At 49.5% G+C, this 22,102-nt stretch carries 22 protein-coding genes and 5 tRNA genes; 6 read left to right on the forward strand and 21 right to left on the reverse strand.

What is annotated here, in order from left to right:
* Positions 1-197: 197 nt before the first annotated feature.
* From QZV31_RS09800 to nifJ, 3 genes are all read right to left on the reverse strand, one after another.
* Positions 198-273 (reverse strand) — tRNA-Gly (locus tag QZV31_RS09800).
* 56 nt (positions 274-329) lie between these two features.
* Entirely contained in the window at positions 330-1,937 is a 1,608-nt protein-coding gene (locus tag QZV31_RS09805; protein ID WP_093912444.1) for a Na/Pi cotransporter family protein, read from the reverse strand.
* Between the two features lie 184 nt (positions 1,938-2,121).
* Positions 2,122-5,634 (reverse strand): pyruvate:ferredoxin (flavodoxin) oxidoreductase, encoded by a 3,513-nt coding sequence (gene nifJ, locus QZV31_RS09810; RefSeq protein ID WP_295360034.1) that lies wholly within the window; start codon positions 5,632-5,634, stop codon positions 2,122-2,124.
* A 398-nt stretch (positions 5,635-6,032) separates the two neighbouring features.
* Between nifJ and QZV31_RS09815 the strand changes: the two genes are divergently transcribed.
* Complete coding sequence (locus tag QZV31_RS09815) at positions 6,033-6,524, forward strand: hypothetical protein (protein WP_295360037.1); 492 nt, start codon at positions 6,033-6,035, stop codon at positions 6,522-6,524.
* Between the two features lie 300 nt (positions 6,525-6,824).
* On the opposite strand, the gene QZV31_RS09820 is transcribed toward QZV31_RS09815, so the two are convergent.
* The 5 genes from QZV31_RS09820 to QZV31_RS09840 all read right to left on the reverse strand — a co-directional run bounded on the left by QZV31_RS09820 (position 6,825) and on the right by QZV31_RS09840 (position 12,220).
* Positions 6,825-8,423: a C69 family dipeptidase gene (locus QZV31_RS09820; protein WP_295360040.1), complete on the reverse strand. Its 1,599-nt coding sequence runs from the start codon at positions 8,421-8,423 to the stop codon at positions 6,825-6,827.
* A gap of 108 nt (positions 8,424-8,531) precedes the next feature.
* Positions 8,532-9,713: a cation:dicarboxylase symporter family transporter gene (locus QZV31_RS09825; RefSeq protein WP_295360043.1), complete on the reverse strand. Its 1,182-nt coding sequence runs from the start codon at positions 9,711-9,713 to the stop codon at positions 8,532-8,534.
* 101 nt (positions 9,714-9,814) lie between these two features.
* A tRNA-Leu gene (locus QZV31_RS09830) sits at positions 9,815-9,898 on the reverse strand.
* 126 nt (positions 9,899-10,024) lie between these two features.
* A complete protein-coding gene (locus tag QZV31_RS09835; RefSeq protein ID WP_295360046.1) occupies positions 10,025-10,555 on the reverse strand; it encodes a hypothetical protein in 531 nt (176 codons plus the stop codon).
* Between the two features lie 141 nt (positions 10,556-10,696).
* On the reverse strand, positions 10,697-12,220 hold the full coding sequence (locus QZV31_RS09840; protein WP_295360049.1) for a serine/threonine-protein kinase: 1,524 nt from the start codon (positions 12,218-12,220) through the stop codon (positions 10,697-10,699).
* Between the two features lie 102 nt (positions 12,221-12,322).
* On the opposite strand from QZV31_RS09840, the gene QZV31_RS09845 reads away from it, so the two are divergent.
* A complete protein-coding gene (locus tag QZV31_RS09845) occupies positions 12,323-12,763 on the forward strand; it encodes a hypothetical protein (protein WP_295360051.1) in 441 nt (146 codons plus the stop codon).
* 69 nt (positions 12,764-12,832) lie between these two features.
* Here the strand turns inward: QZV31_RS09845 and QZV31_RS09850 are convergent, their stop codons facing one another.
* Positions 12,833-13,108 carry a type II toxin-antitoxin system YafQ family toxin gene (locus QZV31_RS09850; protein ID WP_295360054.1) on the reverse strand — a complete coding sequence of 92 codons (276 nt, stop codon included), beginning with the start codon at positions 13,106-13,108 and terminating at the stop codon, positions 12,833-12,835.
* Positions 13,108-13,386 carry a type II toxin-antitoxin system RelB/DinJ family antitoxin gene (locus tag QZV31_RS09855; protein WP_295360056.1) on the reverse strand — a complete coding sequence of 93 codons (279 nt, stop codon included), beginning with the start codon at positions 13,384-13,386 and terminating at the stop codon, positions 13,108-13,110. The genes QZV31_RS09850 and QZV31_RS09855 overlap by 1 nt, the downstream gene beginning before the upstream one ends.
* 217 nt (positions 13,387-13,603) lie before the next feature.
* On the opposite strand from QZV31_RS09855, the gene QZV31_RS09860 reads away from it, so the two are divergent.
* Positions 13,604-13,741 (forward strand): hypothetical protein, encoded by a 138-nt coding sequence (locus tag QZV31_RS09860; protein WP_295360059.1) that lies wholly within the window; start codon positions 13,604-13,606, stop codon positions 13,739-13,741.
* A 163-nt stretch (positions 13,742-13,904) separates the two neighbouring features.
* On the opposite strand, the gene QZV31_RS09865 is transcribed toward QZV31_RS09860, so the two are convergent.
* Complete coding sequence (locus QZV31_RS09865; protein WP_295360103.1) at positions 13,905-14,492, reverse strand: DUF805 domain-containing protein; 588 nt, start codon at positions 14,490-14,492, stop codon at positions 13,905-13,907.
* A 2-nt stretch (positions 14,493-14,494) separates the two neighbouring features.
* Positions 14,495-14,710 carry a helix-turn-helix transcriptional regulator gene (locus tag QZV31_RS09870; protein ID WP_093729443.1) on the reverse strand — a complete coding sequence of 72 codons (216 nt, stop codon included), beginning with the start codon at positions 14,708-14,710 and terminating at the stop codon, positions 14,495-14,497.
* A gap of 374 nt (positions 14,711-15,084) precedes the next feature.
* Here QZV31_RS09870 and QZV31_RS09875 point away from each other — a divergent pair, with 374 nt between their 5' ends.
* Together QZV31_RS09875 and QZV31_RS09880 are read left to right on the forward strand one after the other, a co-directional pair.
* Complete coding sequence (locus QZV31_RS09875; RefSeq protein WP_295360062.1) at positions 15,085-15,561, forward strand: PIN domain-containing protein; 477 nt, start codon at positions 15,085-15,087, stop codon at positions 15,559-15,561.
* Positions 15,554-15,781 carry a hypothetical protein gene (locus tag QZV31_RS09880; protein WP_295360064.1) on the forward strand — a complete coding sequence of 76 codons (228 nt, stop codon included), beginning with the start codon at positions 15,554-15,556 and terminating at the stop codon, positions 15,779-15,781. Before QZV31_RS09875 ends, QZV31_RS09880 begins: the two co-directional genes overlap by 8 nt.
* A gap of 260 nt (positions 15,782-16,041) precedes the next feature.
* On the opposite strand, the gene QZV31_RS09885 is transcribed toward QZV31_RS09880, so the two are convergent.
* The 7 genes from QZV31_RS09885 to sdaAB form a co-directional block, all read right to left on the reverse strand.
* A complete protein-coding gene (locus QZV31_RS09885) occupies positions 16,042-16,482 on the reverse strand; it encodes a DUF2752 domain-containing protein (RefSeq protein WP_295360067.1) in 441 nt (146 codons plus the stop codon).
* Positions 16,457-16,984: a DUF4234 domain-containing protein gene (locus QZV31_RS09890; protein ID WP_295360070.1), complete on the reverse strand. Its 528-nt coding sequence runs from the start codon at positions 16,982-16,984 to the stop codon at positions 16,457-16,459. The genes QZV31_RS09885 and QZV31_RS09890 overlap by 26 nt, the downstream gene beginning before the upstream one ends.
* Positions 16,985-17,756: 772 nt before the next feature.
* Positions 17,757-17,832, reverse strand: a tRNA-Lys gene (locus QZV31_RS09895).
* Between the two features lie 9 nt (positions 17,833-17,841).
* Positions 17,842-17,917: transfer RNA gene (locus tag QZV31_RS09900), tRNA-Gln, on the reverse strand.
* Positions 17,918-17,928: 11 nt separating this feature from the next.
* Positions 17,929-18,004: transfer RNA gene (locus QZV31_RS09905), tRNA-His, on the reverse strand.
* 54 nt (positions 18,005-18,058) lie between these two features.
* Positions 18,059-18,967, reverse strand: a complete 909-nt coding sequence (gene sdaAA, locus QZV31_RS09910) for an L-serine ammonia-lyase, iron-sulfur-dependent, subunit alpha (RefSeq protein ID WP_295360073.1) — start codon at positions 18,965-18,967, stop codon at positions 18,059-18,061.
* Between the two features lie 75 nt (positions 18,968-19,042).
* A complete protein-coding gene (sdaAB, locus tag QZV31_RS09915) occupies positions 19,043-19,708 on the reverse strand; it encodes an L-serine ammonia-lyase, iron-sulfur-dependent subunit beta (RefSeq protein ID WP_295360076.1) in 666 nt (221 codons plus the stop codon).
* A gap of 336 nt (positions 19,709-20,044) precedes the next feature.
* Between sdaAB and QZV31_RS09920 the strand changes: the two genes are divergently transcribed.
* On the forward strand, positions 20,045-20,995 hold the full coding sequence (locus tag QZV31_RS09920; RefSeq protein ID WP_093729909.1) for a magnesium transporter CorA family protein: 951 nt from the start codon (positions 20,045-20,047) through the stop codon (positions 20,993-20,995).
* A gap of 126 nt (positions 20,996-21,121) precedes the next feature.
* On the opposite strand, the gene QZV31_RS09925 is transcribed toward QZV31_RS09920, so the two are convergent.
* Both QZV31_RS09925 and QZV31_RS09930 read right to left on the reverse strand, forming a co-directional pair.
* The gene (locus QZV31_RS09925) at positions 21,122-21,565 is read right to left on the reverse strand and encodes a universal stress protein (RefSeq protein ID WP_295360080.1); all 444 of its coding nucleotides are present in this window, start codon (positions 21,563-21,565) and stop codon (positions 21,122-21,124) included.
* A gap of 13 nt (positions 21,566-21,578) precedes the next feature.
* The gene (locus QZV31_RS09930) at positions 21,579-21,983 is read right to left on the reverse strand and encodes a hypothetical protein (protein WP_093729907.1); all 405 of its coding nucleotides are present in this window, start codon (positions 21,981-21,983) and stop codon (positions 21,579-21,581) included.
* Positions 21,984-22,102: the final 119 nt, after the last annotated feature.

The following is a 22,102-nucleotide window of genomic DNA, read 5'->3' on the forward strand; positions in this document are numbered from 1 at the left end:
TTTTCACAATGCTACAATATAATATCACAACGCGCTCTATTTGACAAGCAAACACAACCAAAAAGCCAGTTTCCAAAAGAAAATTTTCTGTGAAACCTGCAAAGCGTCTGACGGTTCCCCTGAAACCGAACCGTCTCTTTACGGCAGGCTTTCCTGCCAATAAAAAATCCCGGCCGATGGACCGGGATGGATTTACATGGAGCGGAAAACGAGACTCGAACTCGCGACCCCAACCTTGGCAAGGTTGTGCTCTACCAACTGAGCTATTTCCGCATCGGTAACAACATGGTTGATTATAAAGTATCCTTTCGGTTTTGTCAACAACTTTTTTAAAAAATTCCCAGCACCATCTGGCTGATATTTTTCGCGTGGTCGCTGGTCCTCTTCATGTTAATCAGTATTTCCAAAAAGACCAGGCCGGAATCCGGATGGCAGGTGCCTTCGTTCAGACGCCGGATGTGGTTCTTCCGCATTTCCTTTTGCGCCGCTTTCACTTGCCGGCAGACACTCCAGGCCTCTTCGGCCAGCTTCGGATCGTTTTTCGCAAAGCTTTCCATGCTGACTTCCAGCGAATGTTCCATCAGCTTGCCGATTTCCGCAATCTCCTGCTGCGCTTCCGGGGAGATTACGATTTTTTCCTCAAAAATTTTGCGGCTGCGCTTCACCAGGGTCTGGGCATGGTCGCCGATCCGTTCCAGATCAATGCAGGCATGCATCAGGGCCATGTGCTTCGCGGACAGGGAACTGCCCAGTCCTTTTTCGGAAATATGGGTCAGGTACCGGGTGATCTCTTCATTCAGCTTATCCACGATCGGTTCATGTTCCAGCACGTACTGCACCTTAGCAGGATCGTATTTCACAAGGGACTCCACCGCCGCGTGCATGTTTTTCCGGGCCACTTCTCCCATGCGGATCACTTCTTTTTCCGCCAGCACAATGGCGATGGACGGGGTTGCCAGCATCGCGTCATTCAGGTACAGCGGCTTTACGGAAATCTTATCGCCCTTATCCGGCAGCAGTTTTTCAATGAGATGGGTAAACGGAGTGATCAATGGCAGGAAAATCAGGGTGTTCAGCACGTTAAAGGCGCTGTGGGAGTTGGCGATCTGCCGGGCAATATCCCCTGCTGGGGAAATCGCCAGCACGACTTTGACAAACAAAGGCAGAAACGCAAGGAAAATCACGCAGCCAAAGGAGTTGAACAGCACATGGGACAGCGCCACCTGCTTGGCCGAAGTGTTGCTCCGGGAAGCCGCCACGATGGCCGTCAGGCAGGTGCCGATATTATCGCCCAGCAACACCGGGATAGCCCCTTCCAGGGGAAGCAGACCCTGACCGGCCATGGCCATCAAAATGCCGACCGTAGCCGCGCTGGACTGGACCATAATGGTAAAGATGATACCCACGATAACCCCCAGCGCCGGGTTATCGGCAAAACGGGAAACGAACTCTACAAACACCGGACTGCTGCGCAGGGGGGACGCCGCGGCGCTGAGCACCTTCATACCCAGCATCAGCAGGCCGAAGCCCAGCAGGATCTGACCGATGAACTGACCCTTCTTGCGTTTGGCAAGGACGCGGGTCATGGCACCGACAAAGATCATGACCGTAAAATAATCGGTCAGCTTGAACGCAATCAGCTGGGCCGTAAAGGTCGTCCCGATATTGGCCCCCATGACCACGCTGAACGCCTGCTTTAACGTCATCACACCGGCGTTGACCAGACCGACCGACATCACGGTGGTTGCCGCGGAAGACTGCAGGGTCGCCGCTACCAGCGCGCCCAGAAGCACGCCCATCACCGGCACGCCCGTCAGGGACTGCAGCACCTTCTGAAGCCGGGCGCCGGCAGCCTGCTGCAGACCGCCGCCCAACAGTTCCATACCATATAAGAAAAGTCCTACGCCGCCTAAAAAAGCAAAAAGATGTACTATCATAAATGTATCACTGTATTCTTCTCTTATCGTTTGACTCAGTTATCGTTCTCTCAAAAATAAAAGGAAAAACCGCTTCAAGAAAAACAGCCAAAAAATCAGCCGGAGATTCTCCGGCTGATTTCAGATGTACGGAAACGCTTTCTGTTCCTCTCCGCCTCGTCAGCCAGTGTTTCCTAACTTAACTTTATTCTTTTCCTGCCATTTTCTTGTAGTTTGCAATCCGTTCCATGGCATCCGCTTCGGTCTTCTTATACAGTTCTTCAGCCAGCTGCGGACGGACTTTCTGCAGGGACGCGAAACGTACTTCGCCCAGCAGGTAATCCCGGAAGCTTTCGGTAGGTTCTTTGGAATCCAGGATGAACGGATTCTTGCCCTGTGCCTTCAGGTCCGGATTGTAACGGTAGGTCGCCCAGTAACCGCAGGCTACGGCGCGTTTTTCTTCCAGCTGGCTGCAGCCCATGCCGGCTTTCAGGCCGTGGTTGATGCACGGGCAGTAGGCAATGATCAGGGACGGGCCATCGTAAGCTTCCGCTTCCGTCAGCGCCTTCACCAGCTGGTTCTTGTCTGCGCCCATGGAAACCTGCGCCACATACACGTACCCATAACTGATAGCCATCATGCCCAGGTCTTTCTTCTTGGTACGCTTGCCGCTGGCAGCAAACTGCGCAATGGCAGCGGTCGGGGTCGCCTTGGAGGACTGACCGCCGGTGTTGGAGTACACTTCCGTATCCAGAACCAGAACATTTACATTCTTGCCGCTGGCCAGCACATGGTCCAGTCCGCCGTAGCCGATATCATAGGACCAGCCGTCGCCGCCGAAGATCCAGTGGCTGCGTTTGATAAAGAACTGTTTCAGGTCAAGGATTTCCTGCAGCGCTGCGTCCGCGCCTGCTTCTTTCGCTAACAGTTCCGCCAGTTTGTCCGCCCGTTCCCGGGTGCCTTCGCTGACATTCTTGTTTTCTTTCCAGTCTTTCATGGCAGCCTGCAGATCCGCAGAGCCTTTGCCTGCTGCCAATGCCGCATCGATCAGTTCTTCCACGCGGTCCCGGGACTGTTCCACGCCCAGGAACATACCCAAACCATATTCCGCGTTATCTTCAAACAGGGAGTTAGCCCAGGCCGGACCGTGTCCTTTCTTGTTCACGGTATAGGGCATGGACGGGGAAGAAGCGCCCCAGATAGAGGAGCAGCCCGTAGCGTTGGCCACCATCATGCGATCGCCGAACAGCTGGGTCACCAGTTTTACATACGGCGTTTCACCGCAGCCGGAGCAGGCGCCCGAGAACTGCAGCAACGGCTGTTCGAACTGGGAACCTTTCACCGTATTCTTCTTCATGGGATTCGGTTTTTCCGTCACTTCATTCACCGCATAATCCCAGGCAGGCGCTTTGTCAAGCTGGGTATCCAGCGGTTTCATGAACAGCGCTTTGCCGGGCGCCGGGCAGATCTGGGCACAGTTGCCGCAGCCCTGGCAGTCGTACGGGGAAATTACCATGGCAAACTTGCTGCCGTCTTTTACGCCCATGGCCGGTTTGGACGGATAGCCGATCTTTTCCGCTTCCGCGTCGTTCAGCAGCACCGGACGGATGGCAGCGTGCGGGCAGACAAAGGCGCACTGGTTGCACTGGATACATTTTTCCACGTCCCATTCCGGCACGTTGATGGCGATACCGCGTTTTTCGTAAGCGGAAGTGCCAACCGGGAAAGTGCCGTCGGCGTGACGGGCCATGATGCTGACAGGCAGTTTGTCGCCTTCCTGCCGGTTAACCGGAACCAGGATATCATCGATGAACGCATTGCCGGTCTTCTTGGTTTCCACTTTGTCTTTGGCATCCGCCCAGGCAGCGGGAACATCAATTTTCACAATGGCTTCGATGCCTTTGTCGATGGCCGCATTGTTCATGTCAACCACGTTCTGGCCTTTCATGCCATAGGATGCTTCCACGGCGTCTTTCAGATATTTCACCGCGTCGGCCAGCGGAATGATATCCGCCAGTTTGAAGAACGCGGACTGCATGATCATGTTGATGCGGCCGCCCAGGCCGATGGACTGCGCAATCTTCACCGCGTCAATGATATAGAAATTAACATGCTTCTTCGCAATGTACTGTTTTACGGCAGCCGGCAGTTTCTCATCCAGTTCTTCCGGCGACCAGCTGCAGTTCAGCAGGAAGTTGCCGCCCTCTTTCAGGCCGGACATAATGTCATATTTGTAAACATAAGACTGATTATGAACAGCCACATAGTCAGCGTCTTTGATCAGGTACGGTTCCATGATGGGCTCTTTGCCGAACCGCAGATGGGATACGGTAATGCCGCCGGATTTCTTGGAATCGTAAGCGAAATAACCCTGCGCATACATATCAGTGTGGTCGCCGATGATCTTGATGGCGCTCTTGTTGGCGCCAACGGTACCGTCGGAACCCAGGCCCCAGAATTTGCAGCCCTTGGTTCCCTTCGGGGTGGCGTTCAGGATCTTGCTGCTGGACAGGGAGGTGTTGTTCACGTCGTCGTTAATGCCAACGGTAAACCCGTTCTTCGGCGCAGCCTGACGCAGGTTTTCAATGACTGCGTACATTTCGGTCGGCGTAAATTCTTTGGAGCCCAGACCGAAACGGCCGCCCACGATGACCGGTTTCATGTCGCTCTGATAGAATGCGCTGCAGACATCCTGATACAGCGGTTCGCCCAGGCTGCCCGGCTCTTTGGTACGGTCCAGCACCGCAACCTTTTTCACTGTTTTCGGAACCGCAGCCAGGAAATGTTTCACAGAGAACGGACGATACAGATGCACAGCCAGTACACCGATCTTGGTTCCCTCGGCGGCATTCACCAGTTCCGCGGTCTTCAGGGCGGTTTCCTGGCCGGAACCCATAACCACGATTAGCTGGTCCGCGTCTTTCGGGCCATAGTAATTGAACAGATGATATTCACGGCCGGTGATCTTGCTGACTTTGGCCATGTAATCTTCTACGATTTCCGGAATCGCTTCATAGTATTTATTAACAGCTTCGCGGCTCTGGAAGTAGGTATCCGGATTCTGGGCCGTGCCGCGCATTACCGGAGCATCCGGGTTCAGGCCCCGCTGCCGGAACGCCTTTACAGCTTCCCAGTCCAGCATGTCCGCATAATCTTTGTAATCGAATACTTCAATCTTCTGAATTTCATGGGACGTACGGAAGCCGTCAAAGAAGTTCAGGAAGGGAACGCGGCCCTTAATGGCAGCCATATGGGCTACGCCGGTAAGGTCCATAACTTCCTGCACGCTGCCTTCCGCCAGCATGGCGAAACCGGTCTGACGGCAGGCCATCACATCCTGATGATCGCCGAAGATGCTCAGGTTACTGGTAGCCAGCGCACGGGCTGAAACGTTAAACACGCCCGGCAGCAGTTCGCCGGAAATCTTATACATGTTAGGAATCATCAGCAACAGACCCTGGGAGGCAGTATAGGTAGCCGTCAGGGCGCCTGCCTGCAGCGAGCCGTGTACCGCGCCTGCAGCGCCGGCTTCCGACTGCATCTCCAACAGTTTTACCGTCTGTCCGAACAGATTCTTTTTGCCTGCGGAAGCCCATTCATCCACGTGTTCCGCCATGGGCGAAGACGGCGTGATGGGATAAATGCAGGCTGCGTCAATAAAAGCATAGGATGCGTAAGCGGCGGCCTCGTTGCCGTCCATTGTTTTCATAGTTGCCATAAATCGATTCCCCTTTTCATTAAACTTAACAATACATTCCTCTAATCTGTTCTGCAATTCGTACCTAATATCATAATATTCCATTACAATATTATTCACTTTATTATATCGTATCAAAGACTCTTCCGCAACGTTAAACTTGCTGAATTTTGTATTCTTTCCCGTTCCTTTTGTCCTGAAGCTCCGCCAGCGCCTGATTCTCCGCCTGCGATAAGGAGACGCCGATTAAATGCGTTTCCTTAAATTTTCGGATAGTACAACCGCGCTTTATAATTACGAATAATATGATATAATATTAGGGAACCACTGATGAATCCGTCTGCATGCCAGCCGGGCACAAACTCATTTAATCAGCGATTCCTTAATCAGCGATTCCTTGAGGAAAGAAGGTGAACTCTTTGAATATCTTACTAACATTATTAAATGAACAGCTGAAAAGCCTGCTTCATGCAGACGCGGAAATTACCGAAAACAAATCGGAAACACTGCTGACCTACCCAAACCCCTACGGTGGAAAACCGTTGCAGGTACTGTACAGGCCGGCAGAAGATTTTAAAGTGACCCTGAACAAAACGCCCCGCTATTATCAGCAGGATTCCACAAAACGTCTGCTGGCCGATGTAGCCGATTACGCGGAAGGAAAAACCGTTTTTCTGGACTGCACAGACCGCAGCGGCGCCGAAAGCAGATCGGATCGCGTCACGAAAGCCGCCGATGCGGAAAACTTAACTCTTGACTCCATCATTGAACTTTCCATCCGCATCAATTTGCTGAACTCCGTCGAACTGAAAGACCTGTTAGCGAACGGCGGCACGGTCAACGTACATTTCTGGAACGCTGCCAAAGACTACCGTTACCGGCAAATTGGAGACCGGCTGGAAAAATTCTGAATCGTTTTTTTGCAAAAGCATCTTCATCAGAAAACAGTTGCATAAATTATTGCCGAAGTCGGAGATAAAAACCTTCTGATGATTATAATAATGCAACACAAAAACACACGCGCCCTTACAGGCAGAACCTATCTGTCCGCAAAGGCGCGTTTTTTTGTTTTCATTTTTAGTTTTTACGTGAAAATGCCCTTTGTTTTTTAATCTAAAGCCCTGGTTACATCCAAACAACCGCGGAAGTACCACGACCATTAGAAAAATCCGATTTTGTATGCCCGCGCTTACACGTTGCAGCGGTTCCCGTTAATACTTCAATACCTTGTCCGCCTTGGGCTGGAACGCCTTGTCATACTCCAAGCCGTGACCGCCGTCATGGTCCGCCAGAAGTTTTCCGTACAGTCCGCGCCAGTCCGTAAGGACACGGTCCGCGTTACCGCGCAGGGTTTGTGCAAACTCTTCTTTCGACTGGCCGGACGCAGACGCAACCAGTTCCATGGAACGCTGTTCCCCTTTATGGGCCGCCTCCAACACTTTGGGAGCCATCGCACTGTAATACCCTTTGGTCAGGGTCGTAACCTGCTGGGAAATCCACCATGCTTTAGCCGGATCGTATTTTGCGCGGTCGTTCTTCGCATAGGCTTCCGGCAGGGGCGCCACCGCAAGCGGAACATAGGTGCTTTCCGCCGGGGCGCTCATGGCGAGCCAGAAAATCGGCCGGGGCAGACTGTCCTTTACCTGGGCGATCCATGTATAAGCAATGTTTGAGCTGGTGATAGAACGTTCCCATTTTGTTTTGCCGTACCGGTAAGGCAAGGCAAAGGGACCGGCATTTTCTCCTTTACGCCGGTCAAAGGGTGTTCCTTCGTAAGCATCGCGATGCAGATCCATAATCTCCGCCAGGGTCAGCGGATGATCGGGACGAACGGAGAAAGGATAGGCCTCCGTATCCCAGTTCTTTACCTTCGCCGGGAGCTTCGATGAAGGCGCTACAAGAGACAGCGCGCGCCAGACCCGCCGCAGGGCAAAATACGGATGGAAGTCCTCCGCGGCTTTCATGGAGCGCACCCAGTCCAGATTGCCCTTTTTATCATAGGCGGCCCAGCCCGCTTTCTTCAACATGTCAGGCAGCTGCGGATTAAAGATCTGATCCAGGCTCCCCGGTTTTATGGCGTGGATGCGGAACTGGTTCGCTGCCACGAAGAATTCCCCATCCGGCACGCGCTGGGCGATCCAAAAACCACCCTTGCCCGTGGGCGTAGGCTGCATCTCCAGCACCCAGCCTTCCTCCCGGTCCGCCACCAGCAGCGTCTCGCCGGTTCCCCACAGACCGTATTTGTCAATCAGGCCGCCCATGAGCTGAACCGCCTCCCGTGCCGTGCGGCAGCGTTCCAGGGCAACACGCCCCAGCTCAGAGGCATAAAAAATACCGCGGCCTTCTTTCGGTTCCAGATATTCCAGGTGGAGGGAATTATTCGTGCATTCGCCCAGCATCAGACCGTGCTCGTTCATGACGGCGTAATCGCTGTCGATATAGGCATAGGTATGAGCCACTTCGGGAATCTCTCCCAGGGGTTTTGTCTGCTTCTTTCCCGGATACACATACGCCTCCGCCCGCTCTGGCGCCACGAGGCGGGGATTCGAGTAGCATTCGTACTCCGGCAGATCGTCCCAGGCGATGGCGGAAGGGTACACCTTTCGCATAGCGCCGGCCGGATGATCCTTCGCCGGCACATATACGATGCTCGGATCACTGGAGAATGAATCGTTGGAATGGGTGACATACGCACTGCCGTCCGCAGAGGCGCCCTTTGTCACAATGGTCGTGGTACACGCTTCCGCATTGGAAGCGGCAAGACAGACGACGCTCAGCGCAACAGACAAAAAAACAGATTTCGTTTTCATCAAAAAACTCCTTTACATATAAAATTTTACTCATAATTATTCTATTTCATTATAACAAAACAGCTGCAGAAACTCCACAGCTGTTAAAACGTTCCCTTATGTATTGTATCATTTACGCAACGGCAGCATCCAGCCCAGCTTGTCCGCCAGGTATGCCCCCGTCCCTGCGGCAGCCGAATTCAGCGCCGAACGGCACCCGTCCAGCAGCCACTCGAACACCAGCAGCGGAACCGCAGCCCGCATCGGCAGCCCTATCATAAAAAGAAGAACCAGTACGCAGTACAGTCCGCCGCCCCGGTACTTCATCCCTGCCATCGAGAACAACAGAATCCAGACAAAGAAGCCGACGCCCGAATGAACGGAAACCGGCATACCCACATAACGCACTGCAAGCATACAGGCAATTCCCAGATACAGCACCGTACCCGTTTTGCCCAGCAGTTTTCCGCAATGCCAGGCAGTCCGGCCCGTTTCTTCCGCAATTCCCATTCGCCACAGACTGCGCAGAGCATCTCCTTCCCCGGAACCGGAAGAGCATACGGCAAAGGCCTGCAGCAGCACCGATTTAAAGTTACGCAGGAAATGCATCGGACAGTCTCTGCCGCAATGATGCAGCTGATATCCGTAAACCAAAACGCCGTACGCCACACAGCAAAAAGCCGTCACCAAAACCAGTTTCACTCCGGGCCACAGAACAGCCAGACCCCGGACCCCAATCATGGGGCAAAGCAGGAAAAACAGACCCACGGGCAAAATCCGCAGCCATAACGTTCCGGCAAAAGCAGTCACATCCGCCAGAGAGCTAATCATCCTGCGGGCCTCTTCCCCTTCCGGGCCGATTTTCGCTGCGGCAGCACCGATCAGCACCGACAGAAACAACAGCCATGGGACAAGAGGCCGGAGCCAGCGCAGACCGAAATCGGCAAACCCGGCAAAGGTGGCCGGGATCATGGAAGACCCGGTAATCCCGCCCGCTGCCAGACCAAGAATTGCGGCGCCAACCACCGCGATGCTGTGGAAAAAACACAACCTTGCAGGGGACGAACGGTCAGACTGCAGTTGCACCCGCTGCATCACACCGAAAACAAGATTCAGAAAGACGAGAGGAAGTGCCAGCAGGAACAACAGCTTCAGATACGCCATGCCCACCGTATACATCGTCACGTACACACCGCGCCCGACGCCCGCAAAGCCAAAGATCAGACCCGCGACAACACTTATCACAAAAGACGCGATCATCAGAACCGTACTATTCAATTTTAGATTGACCGGTATTCCGTGAATCTGCATGGTCCACCCTTCCTGTTAAAACGGCGCGCTATAAAAAACAGCAGCACAGTCTTGTAAAAAAGCCGGTTCCTTGCGGTTCCGGCTATATAGTTCTCATAATTTGGTGCGGGCGACAGGACTTGAACCTGCATGGATAAACCGCCAGATCCTAAGTCTGGTGCGTCTGCCAATTCCGCCACGCCCGCAAAACATTTTTAACAAAATGCTGAATATATCTGCGTTGATAACAAAGACCATCCACAATTTAATGTTTTTTTACTATCGCATAAGACAAAGAGTCAGATGCATTTTAGTAACTGACTCACGTATTGTCAGCTTTTTACTCTCATTGCGATGCTCATTACCTTACGTTCTTTTGCGTCTTTTCCCTCGCTCAACACAAATTGTAAACTCCATCCATCCGCTTCATAACTAACGATACAAGGGCCCTGATAGTTTTTATCATCCGTAGCTATACGGTTATTGTTTACATCCAGACATGAATCGGGTTCTCCATACGCATTTTTCACTTCTGCGCCGGTAGAACCGACTTTGATGCCGGCTTTTGTTGCCATCTTTATGTCGCCGTTAAGGGCTACGCATAATACCGACTTGTCATCAGTCGGCGCCGTATCTACCAGGAACCATTTCGCATTCCCTTCTTTAACGAAATAATATCTGGAATACTCGTTCGACTGCTCCTGTTGCACCGGTTGTCCGTACTTCGCAATTACTTCCGTAAGGGGTTGCCCCAAGCGGATATTTCCAATTACAAAATCCTCTTTCGAGACTGCAAAACAAGTACCTGTCGCCATAATTGCCAGCATGGTTACAACAGTCATTCCTAATTTTCTGATATTCATATAGATGCCTCCCAACAAAAAATGGACGGGTTCTTACATTTGTGATAACTAATTATACTACGGCTTTATTATAGCAGATACTGGCGAAAATTTCCATGAAGTTCACAGGAGAGTACAGATAAAAATCTCGCAATGCTCGCATCACCGTACTACTATTCTATAACTCTTTTCCTGATTTTCAGCGTTATCCGCGCTGAACACCACCCGCACGGAAGGATTTGCACCGGTTTGAAACAGACCGGCTATGCCGCCGAACAGAACCAGATGATACGTTTCATGCGGCGGCACCGTTCCGTCATAACGCAGTGTGACCGTCCGCGCGACTCCGTTCCCTCCCCTGTCAGCAAACCGGGAAGAGATCACCATGTTATTGTAGTCGGTTACGGAAAGGTCGCTGCCCACTACGCCAAAATCGGTAAAGTGCAGCACGGCCTGGGGATTCTTCAGCGGCATGTCCGACCGGTTCTGTATTGTAATCCGCGGCCACTGCCCCGGCGGATACACCACCTTGTCCGCATTTGCCACTTTGGGGCCTAAATGCTGTTCGGTCTTTTGAAACACATTCCAGTTGCTGCCGCTGAACTGCACGTTGTCAGCCTTTGTAGAAACACCTTCTTTATTGGATGAAACGATGGGCGGTGCTTTTTTTGTTGCATTGCCGGAAGCCGGATTCTCAGACGGAGCCGCTTGTTCTAATGCGCCATCCTTCTTTATATTTCCGCTTCCTGCCTCTGTACCGGCTTCCGTATTTTTCTCCGCTTTCTTCTTTTCATTTTCACCCGAATCCGCCTGCATTTTTTTATCTTTCACAGCAGCGCCGGTTTCATTGGAAATGCTCTGCGTTGCCGCAACGCCTTCTGGCAATTTCTGTGCAACAGGTTGCTGCGTACTCCAAAAGGCAACACCCCCAACCAGTAATAATGCAACCAGACCAACCGCCGCATTGCGTTTACCAGGCTGCGTCAGAAAATCATACCAGTGGGATTGCAGTAACTTGCGCAGTTCCTGAGCCGAAGCCACTCTGCGTTCCGGATCCAGTTCCACGCAACGGCGTATCGCTTCGGTCAGCGAGCCGCGATATTCATTTTCCAACAGCGCTTTCAGCGTCATGCCCACCGCATAAAAATCACTGCGGTAATCCGTGGCCGCAAAACCGTACTGTTCCGGCGGCGCAAACCCCGGCGTACCCAAAATCCGCGTGTCCTGCTCCGCATCCTCTTTGATGACCCGCGCCGCGCCAAAATCAATCAGGCACAGTGCGCCGTCCTCTTTCAGTATTATATTGGAAGGCTTGATATCCCGGTGTATGATACCCTGCCCATGCAAAAACTCCAGCGCGTCGCAAAGCTGCAGACCGATGTGCCGCACCGTTTCCTCCGGCAATGCGCCTTCCCTGTCCAGAATATCCTGCAGGTTCCGTCCGTCCACGTACTGCTCAATGACACAAGTACACCCCTCCCCTTCCGCCGCATAATATATTTTCGGCAAAAGCGGATGGGGCAGCTTCATCAGCTTCCGGTACGGGAGCCCGGTGTACGGAACGGTTTTACGGATATAAATAGCATTTTCCGCATCAATGACAATCTCCGTCATTCCGCCATTGCGTTCCTTCAGCACGGAAACCCGTTTGAAGTTGTCCTGTATGAACCGCATTGCTTCCTGCATTGTGTCCGTTCCCTGCAAAATGTTGTATAATAGGTACAGCAAACTAAATTCGCGCCTTTGCGCTTCACCAGTATTATAGCATAAACAGAAAGGATTTTTTCCATGGGCAAGGATACCGATGAATTATTTTCCGAACTGACCAAAGCAAAAACGGATAAAGAACTGAAAACGTTTTACGAACGTAACGAAGAAGAACTGCAACATCCTGACGCCGTTGCCTGTCTGGAACAATTATTTGCAAAACACAAATTAAAAAAGGCCGATGTTATTTTCAACACCGGCCTGGAACGTACCTTTGCCTACCATCTGCTGGCAGGGCGCAAAACCTTTACCCGCGACAAACTGCTGATTTTCGCCATCGCCGCCCACCTTACCATAGATGAAACCCAGACATTGCTGAAATATGCAGGCGAGGGCAAGCTGTATGCCCGGGATGCCCGGGACGGGATGGTGATTCACGCCCTGAACCACAAGCTGGACATATGGAAAACAAACGAACTGCTCCGGGAGATGGACCTGCCGGAATTTGTACTGGCAGGGTAAAAAGAATGAAAAACTATGTATATATGGCTTCACCCACGCTTAAGCAAGTTGCTTTTATGCCAGTTGCTATCATTTGAACAGATCAGCATGAGAACCAGTATTAACAAGGGTAAGTATGAGCATATCCTTCTCAATCAGATAAATCAGCAACCAGTCCGGTTTGATATGACACTCGTGGAAACCAGCGTATTCTCCTTTGAGAACGTGATCTTTATATTTCTCATCAAGCTCATTGCCCTTGCGCAACTCTTCGATGACATCATCAAGAAGCGTTATATCCGCGCCTCGTTTTTTCATGAGCTTGTAGGCCTTTTTAAAAGCAGAGGTAAACTTAACAGTATACATCAATCGTCTGCCTCCAAAGCGGCTTTAAGTTCTTTCATGCTTTTATATCCTTTAACATTAACATCTTCGGCGATTCTTCTTGCTTCAACCATTGCATCAAGTGTTTCCTGATTGTATCTGGGAAGTTCTACAGAGAAAGGAAGTCCTCCATGCAGAATGCACTGTCGAAGGAATATGTTTACCGCTCCGGACATATCCATTCCAAGTTCGGCAAATAGAATATTGGCCTGTTCTTTTACAGCAGTATCAATACGGATTTGGGTCGGTGTTGTGGCCATTAAAATCATCTCCTTTCACAGTAATTCTAATACAAACGGTTTACAATGTCAATCAGAAGATGGATAATAAAAAATGTAGCCTACCGTCAGGTTTTCAGGTTTTCAGTATGCTTTCAATAACAAATGTTCTTTCAGCTGTTTATTATTTACGTAAAAAAGACCTGCCCATCAGACAGGTCTTTTGCTTTCATCAATTCGTACTATTTGGAAATACCGTATGGCAGGCATTGAAACTGCATGTGTTAGGTTAAACACTTTAGCTAACTATTTTTTGGAAAAAACCAGCATGTGTAATAATGCAAAAGGAATAGTCAGGAAGCCAAAACAAAATCCCAATGCCATATTTGAAATATAATAACTACCCAGGCTTGTAGTAAAAGTTGTCCAACCCAGAAAATCGTGTTTGATATAACCGATACTCCAGCATCCCATAATCAGATACAACAAACATAAAGCTGTTTCCATATTTTTATAACCTCACTTTACTTAAATTATTTTATAATCAGTCTTCATTTTTTTCAAATTTCACTCGAGATTTCCAATGGATCCGGGCCGTATTTATTTGGGCCTTCTGTTCCTTTTGCAAAAAGTACATACAACCCAGGTAGGATAAGTATATTCGTTAAAGCAAGTATGCCCGGTTTATTTAAATCGTGCCATCTGCGTACTGCCAACATAAATCCAGACACCACCGGAAGAATAATCATCAACAATACCAACAGTGCCGAAACAATTAACATGGGAATTGATTCGGATAGTAATGCGCCTGTTACCAGCGAAGTTGCAATCATACTTCCAACAGATGTGGCAGCGCCTATAACCAAACCCCTCAGAATATAACGTTTACGATTTAATCTTCCTTGAGTACTGAAAAACATTTTTTTAATACCCTTATCGGGCACATATTTTTGCTGCGGTTTTGTTACTATATTCGCATCGCTTGCTTCATAAACACCGTTTTTATTGTACAAAGCTTCTTGTTGCATGTTGCTTTTCACCATAGTACCAAGCGCAACACCGCATTCCTTGCAGAACATCGTATTATCATCATATGTTTTTTTGCAAGCCGGACATTGTTTCATCGTAACATCTCCTTTATCAATCATTTTCACTTCAGCAATTCCCGGTAATCAATCTGCAACGCCTCTGCAATCAGCATCAGGGAAGATATTTTAAAGACTTCCCTGCCGCGTTCAATATCTGAGATGCGAGAGCGGGAAACACCGGAAAGGCTGGCTAACGTTTCCTGCGTCATCTGTAATTCTTTGCGCCGGAACATAATGTTTAATCCAATGCGCCTGCATTCTTTTTCCAGTATGTCCACATTAGCCTCCCTTCTGTTTTAATTATCTCACAAAACACTGCGCTCAACTGTGCTATATCCTGACACTTTGTGCTTTATACAGATAATAACAATCCGATAATCAGGATTTTACTACAGAATCATCCTGGAGCTATTATAAGTCAGGCAAATCCTAAATTGGTGTCCCCGCAGGACACAAAAAAATCAGCGCAGCCTGTCAATCTGACAAGCTGCGCCGGTGTGCGGAAATCATTACAAAGGCAATCGTTCTTTAATAAGACATCTGCATAAAAACCATTTGTGAAATATCTTTCCATTGTCTTGCTTCCGTTGCTGAACTGCGCTACAATATCACTGCGGAAGACATTGCATCAGTCGGAAAGACAGGTGTCAATTTGAAAATACTAAAAAGAAGATTGGATATGAGGGTTTACCTGGACAACTGTTGTTATAACCGTCCTTATGACGATCAGTCACAACTCAGAATCTCTCTTGAATCGCAGGCAAAGCTTCATGTTCAAAGCATGATCAGAGATGGAGAAATCCAGCTCGCATCCTCGTATATGCTAATTTACGAGAATTCTAAAAACCGTTCCGAAACTAAACGCCGGGCAATTGAGCGTTTTGTCGCAAATAATACCTTTGTTTATATTGATGAAACACATAGCAGGGAAGTAGAAGAACTGGCAGAAACTATCGCTGCAACTGGGGTAAAATCTGCTGATGCCATCCACACCGCTTGCGCTATTCTGGCAAAAAGCGATTATTTGCTAACTACGGACGACAGACTTCTCAAGTACAAAAATGATAACATCATGATAGTGAATCCTACGGAATTTATCCGGTTGATTGGAGGTACAAACGATGAATAATGCAAATACCGCTGAAATCATGGAAAAAGGCATGGCCTGCCTTTTAGAAAATTTGGGTGAAATCGAAACCGAACGCTTTATTTCTGTGATTATCAGAGAACGCTTCGATTATACAAAATGGAGAAAAACTTATTTTGGCGATATGAGCGTTACGGAATTAAATTCCGATGCTACCGCGTACGCGCAGGAGCATCCGTTTAAACCGAAAAATGTGGATTAAATTATAAGACTGAGCATTGCTTCCGCAGCGCCTGCCAAACCGGCAGGCGTTATTTTAATTGTTGTCATCAATTCAATACCGCATGCGTTGGCTTCCCCCCTTACAGCAACTGCTATTATCCTGCAAAAATAATTGCAGGCACACTATTTTCAAAAAACAATAGCGTCGCCATCTTACTACAGTTTTATTGTAGCAAACAGCAACGCCAGATATTGGCACTGTAATATTTTATTTCAAAATTTTCCCACCAAAAAACAGGATTAGATATTTCGATAAATGCCAAACGCAAGCAAAGCAACCAAATATAACGGCATCAAAAATCTGTTGACTAAAAAAGAGACTCTGCTGTGTGATGCAATCACGCCATAATAACAGAAAACAATAAGCAGAGGCAACGTATAGAATATAAAAGCGTTAGCCTGTTTCGCACTCTGTAAATCACCATGTGCAACGCTTAAGAATAATGTAGTGATGCCACACCCCGGGCAAAGAATTCCGGTCAAATATCTAACAGGGCATGGAACAGAAATACCGGTTATGTCGGCAAAACATCCATATGCCAAGCCCAATAACACAATGATTCCTGTCCTTTTTACCAAATCACTGTTTTTTAATCCATTTCGCAGAGAAAAATTCTGGCATGACCAAATTGTATCATTTTTTCCCAAACGATTCTCAATAGATTCCGTCAAGTTTATCATTGATCGCATCCTGTGCCAATGCAACATTAATAATGCCAAAACCGAAAATGTACACGACTAAAAATAAGATACCCGTGTTACCACTGCGATTTCCTTTGAGAAGATCCACGTTATCACCAAGCTTATATGCCCAATAAAAGCCGTAAAGGCCGCAGGTTAAAATTGTGAAAATTATCGTCATGAAACCGCCTGTGGCATTTTTCCTGTTAAGTAACGTATTCATTTCATTCGTTACTTTGATAATCCAGTATATTACATACAGACCACAGGTAATCAATGAAAAAATAAGGGCGGATACAATACCTCTTTTCTTAACGCTTCCATCAATCGGCGGTTTCCCGTACGAAGCGCCACCAGCAGCAAATTGAGTTCCCGCATTATTGTAAGGATGATTGGGAGGAACCACAGTTGTAACATCTGCAAACTGTGTACCGCAGTTCGGACAAAACTTTGTATTGTTTTCAATTTGATTTCCGCAATTTGGACAGTATTTCATCGCCATAATTTTTTCCCCTTCTTCATCACTTCCAAAAACACAAGGTTGTTGGAAAAAGTCATGGAATCCCAGTCAATCGGTTTAAAATTACTCAATTCTTCACCTGTCTTTCCGACCGGCACGATTCCTTCCGCAATGTTATTGTAGCATAACTTGCTAATATTTTCTATGAAGATTTGCGGCACAGTCTCAGCATGTCACAGTTAGCGTGAAAACAAAAAACGCCCGTGTTAAGCAGGCGTAACGGAACCGCGCGCCGGATTTATTCCGTTTCCGATTATGTACGACTCTTCTCCTTTTTTTAATTATGTAAGACGCTGCAATCCCAGTGCCAGCGCCGGTTTCACAAAAAAGTCTTACAGTCTTACATTATTTCCGGCAGACAGAGGTAGTGAAATTGAAATCTAATTCATATAACGGACGCACATGTAAGCAAAGGATTATTTATCTTCTTTCTGTAAAAATGTAAGACTGTAAGACTCTGGGAACAAAACCGCGTGGTTATCAGTTTCCCAAGTCTTACATTTGTCTTACAATCTTACATTCCGGTCATGCTTCAGGCAGCCGGATCGTATTTCAGGCAGACATAGTAGCCTTTTTCGCTGGACAGTCTCAGCGAAAAGAATCTGAACCGCGTTATTTCAGTCGTCGATCCATTAATTGAGAATTTCTTATCCGGGGAGGACTTCCGTATGGAAATCAAAAGCGAGTCACACCCGATTGAGTAAGCAGATTGAAATAAAAAAACTCCCGTTCTTTCGAACGGGAGCTGATTTTTTGGTGATCCATCCGCGACTCGAACGCGGGACACCCTGATTAAAAGTCAGGTGCTCTGCCAACTGAGCTAATGGACCATTAAAATTTGGCTGGGGTGGCAGGGCTCGAACCTACGCATACAGGAGTCAAAGTCCTGTGCCTTACCGACTTGGCTACACCCCAAAATGAAAAATTGGGGTGGGTAACAGGATTTGAACCTGCGCGTAACGGAGCCACAATCCGCCGTGTTAACCGCTTCACCATACCCACCATGTAAGCGCCGCTTAATGACGGAAATTATTATAACACAGGCTTTTCAAACTGTCAACTATGAATCTTTTTAAAATATTCTTCCGTCCAGGCTTTTGCTGTCGGCGTCACAGCCAGGCCGCCTTCCGCGGTTTCCCGCAGCCCGTACGGAAGCGCTCGTCCCACTTTGTCCATGGCATCGATTGCTTCATCCGCCGGAATGAAACTGCCCACACCGGCCAGCGCCAGTTCCGCAGCCAAAAGGCACTGCACTACGCTGCCGGCATTGCGTTTGATACAGGGGACTTCCACCAGTCCGGCAACCGGGTCACAGACCAGTCCCAGCATATTCTTGAAAACAATGGAAACCGCGTCGCCAATCTGTTTGCCGTTGCCGCCAAAAATATAGACGACTGCTCCCGCAGCCATCGCTGCGCCGCTGCCGCATTCCGCCTGACAGCCTCCGGTTGCGCCGGCAATGGAAGCCCGGCTGGCGATCACTTCGCCGATCACACCGGCAATAACCAGTCCTTCTACCAGTTTTGTCCGGGGTACGCCGCAATGTTCTTTCAGGGACATCAGCACACCCGGCAGTATGCCGCTGGCTCCTGCCGTAGGTGCCGCCACGATGCGCCCCATGGCTGCATTGGCTTCCGCCGCAGCCAGGGCATACATCACGGCCGAGCCGGCCACCGGGCCTAACAAAGCCGGCCGGCTGTTCCCGCCCGCCTGTATCGTTTCCATGTATTCTTTCAGTTTTTTAGCGGAGCCGCCGGTCAGCCCGCTGTTGGACGTAACGCCTGTCATACCGAAAGCGACCGCTTCCTCCATGACCTGCAGCATGGCATCCATCTTTGCCAGAATGGCAGCCTGATTGGTTTCCAGCTGGGCCGCGCTTCTCTCCAGCAAATAGTCCAGCAACGGAAGCTGCTTTGCTTCCGACTCGCTGACCAGCCGGGCCCATGACAATTTATCCTGCTTCATAGAAACCCTTTCCGTAAATCCTGTTACATACCTATTTTGCCTGCAACGGAGTGAAACACGCCGTTGCCTTTCTTTTTACGAAACCTTATCCACGAACCGTACCAGTTTCACCGGCCCCAGTTCTTCCAGATGCCGAATCACTGCCGGAGGGACCGCCTGGTCGCACTCGATGACCATGGCCGCCGTTTCCCCTTTGCCTTCGCGGAACACCCGCATGGAGGCAATGTTGATCTGTTTTTGCGCCAGGATGGTGCTCACCAGCGCAATCACGCCGGGTTCATCCCGGTGAGGCACAAACAGCGCCGGCAGCACCCCGGTCAGTTCTACCGGGAAACCGTCCACTTTGGTGACCATGATCTGGCCGCCTCCCACGGACGCCCCGATGACTTCACAGGCATTCCCGTTTTTCCCGGTCAGGCGAAACAGCACAGAGTTCGGATGCGCCATACTGCCCAGATCCACCGGATGAAACGTAAATTTCACGCCCGCTTCCGCAGCCAGCTTTAATGCGTTGGGAATACGCACATCATCCGGCTGCCAGCCCATCAGGCCGGCCACGAGAGCCCGGTCCGTTCCGTGTCCCTTATAGGTGCGGGCAAACGAACCGTGCAGTAAGATTTCGGCTTGCCGCGGCCGCTCTCCCAAAATGCCCGCTGCCAGCAGCCCCAGCCTGCAGGCGCCCGCCGTATGCGAACTGCTGGGACCGATCATGACCGGTCCTACGATATCAAAAATATTCATGGATTCCTTCCTCCCGCAATCACACACTGCTACGCTGCTGAATTACGCTGCCAGATACTCGCAGGATGCATGCAAGCAAGCAGCAAAAATCCGGGTCGTTTCCTTTAACATGCTTTTACTACCGCTGTTTTCAAATAATTATAGCATAAACGCAATAGGGGGTAGTAATTTTTTTTGTTATCGTATATAATAAATTAGTTATAAGGGAAAGTGTTTTTATGATTTGCTATTAAACCTCCTGCGCCTTCCGGAGCGAAAGCGTCCCGTGGGAAGAGAGCGGAGAGTAAAATGTGTAATGGCGAATCATGAAATCACGCAGGAAAGGAGGAACCGGCCATGTACAAAGTATTAAAAAGCTCCAACACCGGCGTTGATGAATTCGACATTGAAGATATGGAAAAAGGCTGCTGGATCGATATCGTCTCCCCTTCGACGGAAGAGATTGATGAAATTGCCAACGCCACCCATATTTCCAGAGATTTCTTGACGGCTGCCCTTGACCGGGAAGAAAAAGCCCGTACGGAAATTGACGAAGAACAGCTTCTGGTCGTCATCGACATTCCTTTTTTCCGCAGCAATAAAGACTACGATACCATGCCCTTAGGCATTATTGTCACAAAAGACGTCATCGTGACCGTCTGTCTGGAAAGCAACGCGGTTACCTCCGGCTTTAACGCCCAAACGTACAAAATGTTCAGTACGTATAAGAAGACCCGGTTCCTGTTCCAGATCCTGTATAAATCCGCTACATTATATTTGAAATATATCCGCAACATCATCCGCAGGACGGATGATTTGGAATCCCATCTGCGTCAGGCCATGGAAAATTCCAAACTGTTCAGCATGCTGGACTTACAGAAATCCCTGACCTATTTCACTACGTCCCTGCGCAGCAACTACATGGTGACGGAAAAACTGCTGCGGTTGCGCACCACGGCTCAGACGCAGCAGCTGATCAAGCTGTACGAAGAGGACGAAGACCTGCTGGACGATGTCATCGTAGAATACAAGCAGGCCATTGAAATGGTTGAGATGTACAGCCACATTTTGCAAAGCATGATGGAAGTGTTCGCCTCCATCATCAGCAATAACCTGAACCTGGTGATGCGGTTCCTGGCTTCGGTCACCATCATCCTGTCCATCCCCACGCTGATTTCAGGCCTGTGGGGCATGAACGTGCCGGTTCCGTTTGCCGAGGTAGCCTCCGGCTTCTTTATCGTCTTCGGCATAACCTGTCTGGTCAGCCTGCTGGCCGGCTTCTGGCTGTGGAAAAAGCATATGTTCTGAATGGAACGGACAAACAAAAAGGCAGTTCCCGAAATGGGAGCTGCCTGATTTTTTATTTCTGCTGTTTTTTCTGCGCCGCCACAGGGCACAGATCACGTTTGGCTTTACGCCCCAGCGCGGATGCGATTATTTCACGATCAATACCGGAATGTTGGCATACTGGGAGATCTTGGTGCTTACGCTGCCCAGGAAAAATTCCGCAATGCCGGAAAGGCCGCGGCTTCCCAATACGATAGCATCTGCCTTTTCCGCTTTGGCAATGGTCAGGATGCGTTCCGACGGATGTCCCAGTTCAATTTTATATTCCGCCTTGCCGGTAAAACCGCTGGCATCCACTCTGTCTCTGGCACGGGCCAGCACTTCCCGTCCTACTTCTTCCAGATCCGCATTGCTCTGGCTGATGATATTGTGATCCAGCGGAACCGCCAGCAGCGCCGCATTGTTATAGGGCTGGATGACCGTCATCACCAGCAGTTCCCCTTCAAATTTACAGGCCAGCGCAGCAGCCTGCTCCAACGCACGCCATGCGCTTTCCGAGCCGTCAACAGGTACCACGATTTTTTTAAACATAGCACGTTCCTCCTTATTTTTCTTTCGGTTTGCCATGCTTACGCTGTTCGCGCTCCGCCGCCCGTTTTTCCCGGGCCTCGCGGATCCGTCTGGACTTGGAACTTTCCCTCCGCTGGAAATCCGATTCCGGTTTTGCCTGAGGCTCAATATACGTGCCGTGATCGCCAAACCGGTAATACAGAACATACCCGATGATCAGCGCAATGGGAAGAAAGCCCACCAGATACCGCCACTTCCCTGCCGTAAGAACCAGAAAGTTATAGCCCAACGCGATAATGGGAATTAAAATGTAACTCAGGATCCTTGCCTTCTGTGAACCCCGGCCGAAGAAACGGACGATGGCCACCCAGACAATGACGCCAACGGCAAAGCTGACAAATGACATGAACAACAAAAACAGGAATATCTCAAAATTCAACTTACAAAACCCCCAACTGCTGTATCGTTACAGCTTTTTAGTCACTGGCAAAACTCGAAGCAGTTCCCTGCACGGGTTTTATTAAAACGCTGATAAGAATCTGTCTCTTACAGAAAAAT

It is taken from the genome of uncultured Succiniclasticum sp., assembly GCF_902793885.1.
Lineage (GTDB): Bacteria > Bacillota > Negativicutes > Acidaminococcales > Acidaminococcaceae > Succiniclasticum.

What these genes read in the sequence shown, in the direction of transcription:
- QZV31_RS09805 (WP_093912444.1), bottom strand. Translation starts at nt 1,937, where the DNA reads ATGATAGTACATCTTTTTGCTTTTTTAGGCGGCGTAGGACTTTTCTTA.
- nifJ (WP_295360034.1), bottom strand. Translation starts at nt 5,634, where the DNA reads ATGGCAACTATGAAAACAATGGACGGCAACGAGGCCGCCGCTTACGCA.
- QZV31_RS09820 (WP_295360040.1), bottom strand. Translation starts at nt 8,423, where the DNA reads ATGAAAACGAAATCTGTTTTTTTGTCTGTTGCGCTGAGCGTCGTCTGT.
- QZV31_RS09825 (WP_295360043.1), bottom strand. Translation starts at nt 9,713, where the DNA reads ATGCAGATTCACGGAATACCGGTCAATCTAAAATTGAATAGTACGGTT.
- QZV31_RS09835 (WP_295360046.1), bottom strand. Translation starts at nt 10,555, where the DNA reads ATGAATATCAGAAAATTAGGAATGACTGTTGTAACCATGCTGGCAATT.
- QZV31_RS09840 (WP_295360049.1), bottom strand. Translation starts at nt 12,220, where the DNA reads ATGCAGGAAGCAATGCGGTTCATACAGGACAACTTCAAACGGGTTTCC.
- QZV31_RS09845 (WP_295360051.1), top strand. Translation starts at nt 12,323, where the DNA reads ATGGGCAAGGATACCGATGAATTATTTTCCGAACTGACCAAAGCAAAA.
- QZV31_RS09850 (WP_295360054.1), bottom strand. Translation starts at nt 13,108, where the DNA reads ATGTATACTGTTAAGTTTACCTCTGCTTTTAAAAAGGCCTACAAGCTC.
- QZV31_RS09855 (WP_295360056.1), bottom strand. Translation starts at nt 13,386, where the DNA reads ATGGCCACAACACCGACCCAAATCCGTATTGATACTGCTGTAAAAGAA.
- QZV31_RS09860 (WP_295360059.1), top strand. Translation starts at nt 13,604, where the DNA reads ATGGCAGGCATTGAAACTGCATGTGTTAGGTTAAACACTTTAGCTAAC.
- QZV31_RS09865 (WP_295360103.1), bottom strand. Translation starts at nt 14,492, where the DNA reads ATGATTGATAAAGGAGATGTTACGATGAAACAATGTCCGGCTTGCAAA.
- QZV31_RS09880 (WP_295360064.1), top strand. Translation starts at nt 15,554, where the DNA reads ATGAATAATGCAAATACCGCTGAAATCATGGAAAAAGGCATGGCCTGC.
- QZV31_RS09885 (WP_295360067.1), bottom strand. Translation starts at nt 16,482, where the DNA reads ATGATAAACTTGACGGAATCTATTGAGAATCGTTTGGGAAAAAATGAT.
- QZV31_RS09890 (WP_295360070.1), bottom strand. Translation starts at nt 16,984, where the DNA reads ATGGCGATGAAATACTGTCCAAATTGCGGAAATCAAATTGAAAACAAT.
- sdaAA (WP_295360073.1), bottom strand. Translation starts at nt 18,967, where the DNA reads ATGAAGCAGGATAAATTGTCATGGGCCCGGCTGGTCAGCGAGTCGGAA.
- sdaAB (WP_295360076.1), bottom strand. Translation starts at nt 19,708, where the DNA reads ATGAATATTTTTGATATCGTAGGACCGGTCATGATCGGTCCCAGCAGT.
- QZV31_RS09920 (WP_093729909.1), top strand. Translation starts at nt 20,045, where the DNA reads ATGTACAAAGTATTAAAAAGCTCCAACACCGGCGTTGATGAATTCGAC.
- QZV31_RS09925 (WP_295360080.1), bottom strand. Translation starts at nt 21,565, where the DNA reads ATGTTTAAAAAAATCGTGGTACCTGTTGACGGCTCGGAAAGCGCATGG.